The following is a 10,044-nucleotide window of genomic DNA, read 5'->3' on the forward strand; positions in this document are numbered from 1 at the left end:
GCCGGGTGGCTGGCCGGGCTCGACCGCCGGCTGGCCGACCTGGGCGCGGCGCACCGCCTCACCGTCCCGGTCGGCCTGCTGGCCGTCCTGCTGGCCACCGTCCTCGGCGCGGGCCATGCTCTGCTCCCCGGGCACGGCAAGGCGGCGATGGGCATCTACCTGGCCGGCCGGCGCGGCCGGGTCAGGGACGCCGTCACGGTCGGAGCCACCGTCACCTTCACCCACACGGCGGGCGTGCTCGTGCTCGGGCTGCTGCTGACCGGGTTCTCCGCGCTGGCGGGCGACGTGCTGCTCGGACGGCTCGGCGTGGTCAGCGGCCTGCTGGTGACGGCGGTCGGGGCGCTGCTGCTGCGCGACGTACGCCGCCGGACCAGGCCCACCACCGGGGCAGCGCACCAGCACCCGCACGACCACGACCACTCACCCGGCCACGACCACCCGCACCCGCACGATCACCAGCATCCGCACGAGGCCCCGGAGCAGGCCGGTGCCGTAGCCGTACTGGAGGCCCCCACCCACCATCACCACGACCACGGCCTGTTCGGCCACCACCACCACGCCGAGCCACTCGGCCGCACCGGCCTGATCGGCCTGGGCGTCGCCGGCGGCCTGGTCCCGAGCCCGTCCGCGCTGGTGGTGCTGCTGGGCGCCGTCGCACTCGGACGGACGATGTTCGGGGTCGCCCTGGTACTGGCCTACGGCCTGGGCATGGCCGCGACCCTCACGGCGGCGGGCCTGCTCTTCCTCCGGATCGGCGACCGGATCGCCGCAGCGGCGGACGGCAGTCTGCTGGCCGGGCTCCGCCGTTTCGCACCGTGGAGCGGCCTGCTCACCGCCCTGCTGGTGCTGGCCGTCGGGCTGGGACTTGTCCTGCGCAGTCTCCCCACCGCGCTCTGACGCTCAGCCGGCGCTGCCCGCACTGCCCCCGCTGCCCGGAGCGCCGAGCACGATGCCCCGGTCGGCGTAGTAGCGCGGCAGCGCGGGCCACGGCACCGGGGCGAAACTCTGCGAACCGTCCGGGAACCCGGAGGGGTTGTGGATCACCAGCTCGCCGTCGGTCGCACCCACCGCCAGCACCAGGTGCCCGCCCGGGCGCGGCGGATCGGGGTCCAGGGTGCGGATCGACGGGTGGACCGAGAGCATCACCAGCCGGCCGTCGGCCAGCTCCGCCCTGATCCGCTCGGTCGACAGCGGGGAGACCGCCTGGGCGGAGAGTCCCCAGCGGCGCTCCACATAGGCGGCGAACGGTGCGTGGATCAGACCGTCCAACCGGCCGTCCGGGTGACGTACGTACGCCCCCGCCTCCAGGCACTCCTCGGCGAGCCGGACGGCGGGCGGGCTGACGCCCCACCAGTAGTCCAGCGCCATCCGCAGGCAGGCCACCCCGCACAGGCGCCAGGACCAGTACTCGTACTCCTCCTGGTCCGCCGCACCGGACAGTGCCCAGAGCGGGTCGTCCACCGCCAGCGCCGTCCCGGCCAGGATGTCGGGCACCAGCTCGGGCGATTCCCACTGCGCGTGGTAGGGAACCTGATGCGTGATCGGCTTCATCCGATCATCCTCACCCACTCCCGCCGCCCGCGCCGCCCGCCGGACGACCGGGAGCGGCCTGACGCCGCGTCGACCCGGTCCCAATTCGGTGGAGAACGGCCACCGCACTGTGCTCTCCTGCCGGGGTCACGGACACGGTGCTGACGGAGGGTCGGGGAATGACGGAGCAGGACGTGCACTACGCGGAGGTGCCCGGCGGGCGGCTGCGGTACACCCAGCAGGGCGAGGGGCCCGACCTGGTGCTGCTCAACGCGGGCACCACCGACCTGCGGCAGTGGGAGCCCAACCTCGCCGCACTGACCGCCGCCCACCGGGTGACCCGGTACGACGACAGGGGCGTCGGCCGGTACTCCTCTGCGATCACCGCGCCCTGGTCCCCGGTCGACGACCTCCGGGCGGTGCTGGACCGGGCCGGGGTGGCGGGCGCCGTCCTGGTCGGCTCCTCCGACGGCGGGCGCAAGGCGCTGGACTTCGCGGTGGAGTTCCCCGAGCTGGTGCGCGGCCTGATGCTGGTCGGCTCGGCGTTGCACCTGCCCGATCCCGACCCGGCCGAGCAGGCCGACCTGGACCGCCTGCTGACCGCCCTCGAACCCCGGGCGGCGGCCGCCGCCCGCGCGGACCTGGCCGCGGCGGTGGCGGCCGACCTGGCCGTCTGGGGCACCCGGCTGGACGCCGGGCAGCGGGCCTGGCTGGCCGACATCTGCGCGGGCTCCCCCGGCTTCTACTTCGGCCATCCGGCGGAGCCGCTGCCGCCCGCCCGGCCGGGCATCGAACACTTGGCCAGCCTGACCGTCCCGACCCTGGTCGCGGTGGGCGAGTACGACCACGCCTTCACCCACCACTGCGCGGACCGGGTGGCAAGCGGCCTCCCCGGCGCACACCGGGTGACCGTGGCCGGGGCCGACCACTTCGTCAACGTCACCGCACCGGCCACCTTCGCCGAGTTGGTGAACAGCTTCACCGCCGAACGGAGTTGACGCCCCGTCCGGTCGGCCGGTGCACCCGGCCGACCGGAGCAGAGGTCTACCAGGCGTAGTCCTCCGGCGCGGTCCGGTGGCCGGGGAAGATCTCGTCCAGCCGGTCCAGGGTTTTCTGGTCCAGCGTCACATCCAGCGCCCGGACCGCCGCGTGCAGCTGGTCCAGGGTGCGCGGGCCGACGATCGGGGCGGTCACCGCCGGGCGGGAGAGCAGCCAGGCGAGCGCGATGTCGCCCGGCTCCTGGCCGAGTTCGGCCGCCAGGTCCTCGTACGCCTGGATCTGCTCGCGCTTGGCCGCCACAGCTTCGGCGGCCCGGCCCTCCAGTCGGCGCAGGCCCTCGCGCTCCTTGCGCAGCACGCCGCCGAGGATGCCGCCGTTCAGCGGGGACCACGGGATCAGGCCGAGGCCGTAGTGCTGCGCGGCCGGGACGACCTCCAGCTCGACGGTGCGCTCCAGCAGGTTGTAGATCGACTGCTCGCTGACCAGGCCGAGGAAGTTCCGCGCCTTGGCGGTCTCCTGAGCCTGCGCCAGGTGCCAGCCGGCGAAGTTGCTGGAGCCGACGTAGATGATCTTGCCCTGGGCGACCAGCACCTCCATCGCCTGCCAGATCTCCTCCCACGGCGTCGCCCGGTCGACGTGGTGCATCTGGTACAGGTCGATGTAGTCGGTGTTCAGCCGCCGCAGGCTGGCGTCCACGGCCCGGCGGATGTTGAGCGCGGAGAGCTTGCCCTCGTTGGGCCACTCTCCCATGTCGCCGTACAGCTTGGTGGCCAGCACGGTCTTCTCCCGGCGGCCACCGCCCTGGGCGAACCAGCTGCCGAGGATCTCCTCGGTCCGGCCCTTGTTCTCGCCCCAGCCGTAGACGTTGGCGGTGTCGAAGAAGTTGACGCCCAGTTCGTGGGCGGTGTCCATGATCACGTGGGCGTCCGGCTCCGTGGTGTGCGGGCCGAAGTTCATGGTGCCGAGGCAGAGTCGGGACACGGACAGGCCGGTGCGGCCGAGGTGGGTGAACTCCATGTCCGCCACCCTCACCCGGCCGCCGCCGGTCTGTCCAGCATTCTTTTCCGACCCGGGGTCAATTACGTCAGGCTGTGCGGCGGAACAGCGCCAGGTACATCGCGTCGGTGCCGTGCAGGTGCGGCCAGAGCTGGACGTCCGGGCCCTCGCCGAGACCGGGCAGGCCGGGCAGCAGCGGGCGGGCGTCGATCCACTCCAGACCGGGAGTGTCGCGCAGCACGTCGTCCACCACCGCGCGGGTCTCGGCCAGGTGCGGCGAGCAGGTCGCGTAGCCGACCACGCCGCCGATCCGGGTCGCCCGGATCGCGCCGCGCAGCAGGTCGCGCTGGAGCGGGCCGAAACCGGCCAGGTCCTCGGGGCGGCGGCGCCAGCGGGCCTCCGGACGGCGGCGCAGCGCGCCGAGGCCGGAGCAGGGCACGTCCACCAGGCTCCGGTCGAAGGTGCCGTCGGCCCAGGCGGGCTTGGTGCCGTCAGCCGTGATCACCGTGTACGGACCCGGGTTGCCGTCCAGCGCGCGGGCCACCAGGCGGGCCCGGTGCGGCTGCTTCTCCGAGGCGACCAGCGCGGCGCCCCGCTCGGCGGCCAGCGCCGCGAGCAGCGCGGCCTTGCCGCCCGGCCCGGCACAGCTGTCCAGCCAGAGCCGGTCCCGGCCCTCGACCGGCGCGGCGGCCAGCGCGAGCGCGACCAGCTGGCTGCCCTCGTCCTGCACCCCGGCCCGGTTCTCCTTGACCGCCTCGATCCCGCCGGGCTCGCCGCCCTCGGCCAGGCGGACGGCGTACGGCGACCACCGGCCGGGCTCCGACTCCGGCCTGGCGTCCAGCAGTTCGGCCGCCGTGGAGCGCCCGGGGCGGGCCACCAGGGTGACCTCGGGGCGTTCGTTGTCGGCCCGCAGCAGGTCCTCCAGCGCGGCGCGTCCCGAGGCGTCGGGCTGCCAGCGGCCGAGCGAGTCCCAGAGCGAGGAGACCACCCAGCGCGGGTGCGAGTGCACCACCGCGAGGTGGTCCTCGGCGTCCTCCTCGTACGGCGGGGCGACCTGGGCCAGCCAGGTGTCCAGGTCCTGCGCGCTGATCTTGCGCAGCACCGCGTTGACGAACTTGGCCCGGCCGTCACCGAGCACCACCCGGGCCAGCTCCACCGTCGCGGAGACCGCCGCATGGGTCGGGATCCGGGTGGTCAGCAGCTGGTGCGCGCCGAGCGAGAGCACGTCCAGCACCGGCGGGTCCACCTCGCGCAGCGGCCGGTCGATGCAGGCCGCGATGATCGCGTCGTAGCTGCCCCGGAGCCGCAGCGTGCCGTACACCAGCTCGGTGGCCAGCGCCGCGTCCCGACGGTCCATGCCCTTCTGCTCCGCCTCGCGCAGCAGCGAGGGCAGGATCAGGTTGGCGTACGCGTCGCGCTCGTCGACCGCCCGCAGCGCGCGGAACGCGACGATCCGGGCCGGGTCCTTCTTCGGGCGGCGGTGCGGACGCGCGGGGCGCTTGCTGTCGGACGCGGGCTTGCTGCCGGGAGTGCTCATGCGGTGCCTCTGGTACCTCGGAATGTGCTGCGGATTCAGACCGTAAGTGTAGGACCGGTCAGGCCCGACCCGGTCACCGGCCGAGCAGCTCGCCGGGCTCGATCCGGACGCCCCGGGCCCAATCCGCCGCCCGCATCGGCTTCTTGCCCTGCGGCTGCACCTCGCCGAGCTCGATCTCGTGGCTGCCGGTGCCGACCCGGACGCTGTTCTTGCCGACCACGGCCAGCTCGCCCGGCGGCAGCTCGGCGCTGTCGATGACCAGCTTCACCGGTCCGGAGAGCTTGAGCCGCTCGCCCCGGAAGGTGGTCCAGGCACCCGGCGCGGGCGCGCAGCCGCGCACCAGCCGGTCGACCCGCAGCGCGGGGTGGGCCCACTCGATCCGGGCGTCCTCGACGTTGATCTTCGGCGCCAGGGTGATGCCGTCGGCGGGCTGCGGGACAGCCTGCAGCGCACCGTCCTCGATCCCGTCCATGGTCGCCACCAGCAGGCGCGAGCCCGCCTGCGCGAGGCGCCCGAGCAGCTCGCCGCTGGTGTCGCTCGGCCGGATCTCCTCGGTCAGGATGCCGTACACCGGACCGGAGTCCAGGCCCTGCTCGATCAGGAAGGTCGAAGCACCCGTCACCTCGTCACCGGCCAGCACCGCGTGCTGCACCGGCGCCGCACCGCGCCAGGCGGGCAGCAGCGAGAAGTGCAGGTTCACCCAGCCGTGCTTCGGGATCTCCAGCGCACCCGGACGGATCAGCGCGCCGTACGCCACCACCGGGCAGCAGTCCGGGGCGAGCTCGGTCAGCCGGGCCATGAAGTCCGGGTCGCTCGGCTTGGCCGGCTTGAGCACCTCGATCCCGGCCGCCTCGGCCCGCTGCGCGACCGGGCTGGCCACCAGCTTGCGGCCCCGGCCGGAGATCGCGTCGGGGCGGGTGACCACCGCCACCACCTCGTGCCGCTCCGAGGCGATCAGGGCGTCCAGGGCGGGAACGGCGACCTCGGGGGTGCCGGCGAAGACGAGGCGCATGGGTGCCTTTCGAGGAGTCTGAACAGGTGTCAGCGAAACGGTCGGGTCAGCGGGCGGAGCCGAAGGTGGAGTGCGGCGAGATCTTCACCACCGGCGCCTCGCCCCACTCCGCCTCCCGGATCGCCTTCAGCGCGGCCTTGCGCTGCTCGCGGTCCAGCCGGTCGATGAAGATGATGCCGTCCAGGTGGTCGGTCTCGTGCTGGATGCAGCGGGCCAGCAGCTGGGTACCCTCGACGGTCACCGGCTCCCCGTGCATGTTGACCCCCTTGGCCACCACGCCGAACGCCCGCTTGGTGTCGTACCGCAGACCCGGCAGCGAGAGACAGCCCTCGGGGCCGTCCTGCTCCTCCTCGCTGAGCGACAGGTCCGGGTTGATCAGATGCCCGACCACCCCGTCCACGTTGTACGTGAACACCCGGAGCGAGACGCCCAGTTGAGGTGCCGCCAGGCCCGCGCCGGGTGCGTTCAGCATGGTCTCGGTGAGATCCTTCACCAGGCGCCGCAGCTCCTTGTCGAAGGTGGTCACCGGCCGGGCCGTGGCCCGCAGCACCGGGTCACCGAATATCCGGATCGGCTGGATCGCCATACCGCGGGTCTCCTGAGGGTCGATCGACAACGGCCGGAGCCCAGTCTATGCAATCCCACCTGCCCGTTCGGCCGAGGTTCTGGCATATCCCGTCTGCTCCTTGCGCGTGACCAGGCGCGCACTCGGGCGTTGGTCAAGTGGGATTGACCGGGCCGTACGACGGCCCGGGCCGGAAACACGTAGGGAAAGGTGGCACCAGAGGCCATGGCCGAGCAGATCAACCACGACGCCCGGGCGCGGGCCAGCCTGCACCTGCTGGTGCGGGACATCGAACGGGTACGGCGACAGGTCGACGCCCTCCGCACCCTCACCGCCCAGCTGGGCAACGTCTACCGCCCACGACGGCCCAGCACTTCGGCCGGCTTCGTGGTCTACGGCCGGGCCCCCGCGCCCACCGTCCGGCTTGCCCAGGAACTCCGGGAGAGCGTCGAGACCCTGGTCGCGGCAGCCGTCGAGTTCGACCGGGCGCTCGGCTTCTCCTGGGACTCGGTCGGCTCCGCCCTCGGCGTCACCAAGCAGGCCGTCCACCGCCGCTACGGCATGCGCCGCCCCAGCGGCGAACTCCTCACCACCGGGCTCCCGTCCCAGACCCGCCCCGAACCCGAGGACGAACTCCCACCCCTCACCCGCACCATCCCCCCCGCCCGCCAACCCGAACGCCCCAGCCTCCCCCTCCGCACCTGAGGCAACGGCTCAGCCAGGCACCGCCAGGGGCTCGGGGAACTGCGACGCCGACCCGTGGTGCGTGATCGCTGCGAAAACGGTCAGGCACTTTCGCTTGAACCCGCACGCCAGGCAACGCCAACCGCGCCCGGGGTTGACCACACCCGCACTTTGCCCCCGCCCCGGGGTCGGCGTCGCAGTTCCCCGAGCCCCTGGCGCGTGCCACCGGCGCAGCTTCAGACTCAGCCGATGTCCGGAGGGTCGATCCGGATCCGGACCTGGTCCGGTGACCGCAGCGCGACCCGGGCGATCTGAGCCGCCTTCAGGGCCGTGGCCAGCGCCGCCCCCTGACCGGGTGCCACCCGGAGCAGGGCCCGCTCCCACTCCTGCCCCCGCCCCCCGGGGGCGGGTACCGGACCGAGCACGTCCGCCCCGTCGGGCAGCCGGATCAGCGACAGCAGATCCTCCACCGCCTGCGGAGCACCCGTCACCGAGGCCATCCGCGACACCGGCGGGAAGTGCAGCTGCGCCCGTTCCTCCAGCTCGACCGCCGCATGCCCCGCCGGATCCCACCGCACCAGCGCCTGCACCGGCCGTGCGGTGGGCTCCGCGACCACCACCACCGTCCCGCCCTCACCGGCCGGACGGACCAGACCCGCTGCCGACATCCACAGCCGCAGCGCCTCCTCGCCGGCCCGCAGGTCGGGCCGGCCCAGCAGCGCCCAGCCGTCCAGCAGCAGCGCGGCCGCGTACCCGCCCTCGGCCACCGGCTCGGCCCCCGGCGTCGAAATGACCAGCGCGGGTTCCCCCGAGACCACCGACAGCACCGAATCCCGCCCGGAGGTCCGTACCGGCACCCGAGGAAAGGCCTTCCCCAGCTCCTCCGCCGTCCGCTTCGCGCCCACCACCTGGGCCCGCAGCCGGAACGACCCGCACTCCACGCAGTGCCACTCCGGCTCGGCCTTCCCGCACCAGGCACACTCCAGCACCGCCCCGGCCGCACCCGCCGCCAACGGACCCTCACAGTGCCGGCACCGCGCGGCGGTCCGGCACTGCGCACAGGCCAGCCGGGGCGCGTACCCACGCCGGGGCACCTGGATCAGCACCGGCCCCCGGGTGAGTGCCTCGCGCGCCGCCTCCCACGCCGGGCGCGGCAGCCGGGCGTACTGGGCGGCCGCATCCCGCCCCTGGTCCAGGTCCGTCACGGTCCGCMCCCGGGGGGCGACCTGACGGACCGTCTCCCGAGGAGCGGCCAGCGGCCGGGCCCAGCCCGTACGGAGCAGCTGCGCACCCTCGACCGTCACCGACAGCCCGCCCAGCAGGACACCCGCCCCCTCCTCGGCGGCGCGCAGCAGCGCCACCTCCCGGACGTGCGGGTGCGGCGCGCGTTGGTCGCTGTGGCTGCCGTCGCCGTCGTTCCAGACCACCACCAGGCCCAGGTCCCGCACCGGCGCGAACATCGCCGCCCGCGTGCCGATCGCGGCCCGCACCGAGCCCCGGCTGACGGACAGCCAGCGGCGGTACCGCTCCTTGGGCCCGAGGTCGGCCGCCAGCGCCACGTGCTGCCCCTCCCCCAGCAGCTCCGTCAGCGCCGAGTCCACCCGGGCCACCGACCGCCCCTCGGGCAGCACCACCAGCGCGCCGCGGCCACCGGCCAGGGTGGCGGCCACCGCGCGGGCGATCTCCTCGGGCCAGGTCGGCCCGGGCAGCGCGGTCCACACCGCACGGGGCGCGCGACCGTCCCCGAGCGCCGTCAAGTACTCCGCTCCGTCGACGTAGCGGTCCCAGCTGCCGACCGCCGGAGCGGCGGGCGGCGGCAGCGGCTCGGGCGAGGGCTCGGCCTCCGCCTTGGCGTGCCGGGGCGGCACCGCCAGCTGCAACACATCGGCCAGCGAGCCGGCGTACCGGTCGGCGACCGTCCGGCAGAGCGTCAGCAGAGCAGGCGTCAGCACCGGCTCCGGGGACAGCACCTGGGCCAGCGGGGCCAGTACGCCGGGAAAGTCCGAGCCGGCCAGCCGGGCGACCACGAAGCCGTCGTACAGCTCTCCGCCCTCGCGCCGACCGCCCGCCCCGACCCTGGCGCCGAACCTGACCCGGACCCGGACGCCGGGCTGGGCCTCCTCGGCGAGGTTCGCGGGCACCGCGTAGTCGAAGAACTTGTCGAGGCTGAGCAGCCCCTTGTCGACCACCACCCGGGCCACCGGCAGTTCGTCGGCCAGCAGCGCGCCACGCCACGTCCGGGGCTTGGCCCGGCGGACCGTGTCCCGGATGAAGGCCAGCTGCTCACCGGCGTCGTCTGTGCTCATCGCTCCAACATCTACCAAACCCGACCGACAGAGACGCGAAAGGCGGCGGCCATCCCGGACCGGGATGACCGCCGCCTCACGTGGATCAGGAGTTGACGGCCTTCTTCAGCTCCTCGACGCGGTCGGTGCGCTCCCAGGTGAAGTCGGCGTCGTCCCGGCCGAAGTGGCCGTACGCGGCGGTCTTCGCGTAGATCGGCCGCAGCAGGTCCAGGTCGCGGATGATCGCGGCCGGACGCAGGTCGAAGACCTCCGAGACGGCGGCCTGGATCTTCAGGACCGGCACGGTCTCGGTGCCGAAGGTCTCCACGAACAGGCCCACCGGCTCGGCCTTGCCGATCGCGTACGCGACCTGCACCTCGGCCCGCGAGGCCAGACCGGCGGCGACGATGTTCTTCGCCACCCAGCGCATCGCGTA

The 10,044-nt window shown here is 74.0% G+C and carries 9 protein-coding genes and 1 pseudogene; 3 read left to right on the top strand and 7 right to left on the bottom strand.

The features are described 5' to 3' along the window. A pseudogene (locus ACXJMZ_RS34375) lies at window positions 1-897 on the top strand (nickel/cobalt transporter); the annotation flags it as partial. Between the two features lie 3 nt (window positions 898-900). Here the strand turns inward: ACXJMZ_RS34375 and ACXJMZ_RS34380 are convergent. Next, window positions 901-1,551: a C39 family peptidase gene (locus tag ACXJMZ_RS34380; protein WP_457033944.1), complete on the bottom strand. Its 651-nt coding sequence runs from the start codon at window positions 1,549-1,551 to the stop codon at window positions 901-903. 158 nt (window positions 1,552-1,709) lie between these two features. On the opposite strand from ACXJMZ_RS34380, the gene ACXJMZ_RS34385 reads away from it, so the two are divergent. Beyond that, window positions 1,710-2,528 carry an alpha/beta fold hydrolase gene (locus tag ACXJMZ_RS34385; RefSeq protein ID WP_457033945.1) on the top strand — a complete coding sequence of 273 codons (819 nt, stop codon included), beginning with the start codon at window positions 1,710-1,712 and terminating at the stop codon, window positions 2,526-2,528. A gap of 46 nt (window positions 2,529-2,574) precedes the next feature. Here the strand turns inward: ACXJMZ_RS34385 and ACXJMZ_RS34390 are convergent, their stop codons facing one another. From ACXJMZ_RS34390 to def, 4 genes are all read right to left on the bottom strand, one after another. After that, the gene (locus tag ACXJMZ_RS34390; RefSeq protein ID WP_457033946.1) at window positions 2,575-3,546 is read right to left on the bottom strand and encodes an aldo/keto reductase; all 972 of its coding nucleotides are present in this window, start codon (window positions 3,544-3,546) and stop codon (window positions 2,575-2,577) included. Between the two features lie 67 nt (window positions 3,547-3,613). Beyond that, a complete protein-coding gene (locus ACXJMZ_RS34395) occupies window positions 3,614-5,062 on the bottom strand; it encodes an RsmB/NOP family class I SAM-dependent RNA methyltransferase (RefSeq protein ID WP_457033947.1) in 1,449 nt (482 codons plus the stop codon). A 73-nt stretch (window positions 5,063-5,135) separates the two neighbouring features. Continuing rightward, on the bottom strand, window positions 5,136-6,074 hold the full coding sequence (gene fmt / locus ACXJMZ_RS34400; RefSeq protein WP_457033948.1) for a methionyl-tRNA formyltransferase: 939 nt from the start codon (window positions 6,072-6,074) through the stop codon (window positions 5,136-5,138). Window positions 6,075-6,120: 46 nt separating this feature from the next. Next, window positions 6,121-6,660, bottom strand: coding sequence for a peptide deformylase (def, locus tag ACXJMZ_RS34405; protein ID WP_457033949.1), 540 nt, complete (start codon window positions 6,658-6,660; stop codon window positions 6,121-6,123). Window positions 6,661-6,864: 204 nt separating this feature from the next. On the opposite strand from def, the gene ACXJMZ_RS34410 reads away from it, so the two are divergent. Beyond that, window positions 6,865-7,344, top strand: a complete 480-nt coding sequence (locus ACXJMZ_RS34410) for a hypothetical protein (RefSeq protein WP_057230914.1) — start codon at window positions 6,865-6,867, stop codon at window positions 7,342-7,344. Window positions 7,345-7,565: 221 nt separating this feature from the next. Here ACXJMZ_RS34410 and ACXJMZ_RS34415 read toward each other — a convergent pair whose 3' ends face one another. Both ACXJMZ_RS34415 and ACXJMZ_RS34420 read right to left on the bottom strand, forming a co-directional pair. Next, on the bottom strand, window positions 7,566-9,629 hold the full coding sequence (locus tag ACXJMZ_RS34415) for a primosomal protein N' (RefSeq protein WP_457033950.1): 2,064 nt from the start codon (window positions 9,627-9,629) through the stop codon (window positions 7,566-7,568). An 85-nt stretch (window positions 9,630-9,714) separates the two neighbouring features. Continuing rightward, window positions 9,715-10,044 (bottom strand): methionine adenosyltransferase domain-containing protein (locus tag ACXJMZ_RS34420; protein WP_457033951.1); only part of this gene is annotated, 330 nt, incomplete at its 5' end.

The organism is Kitasatospora sp. P5_F3, assembly GCF_054049135.1.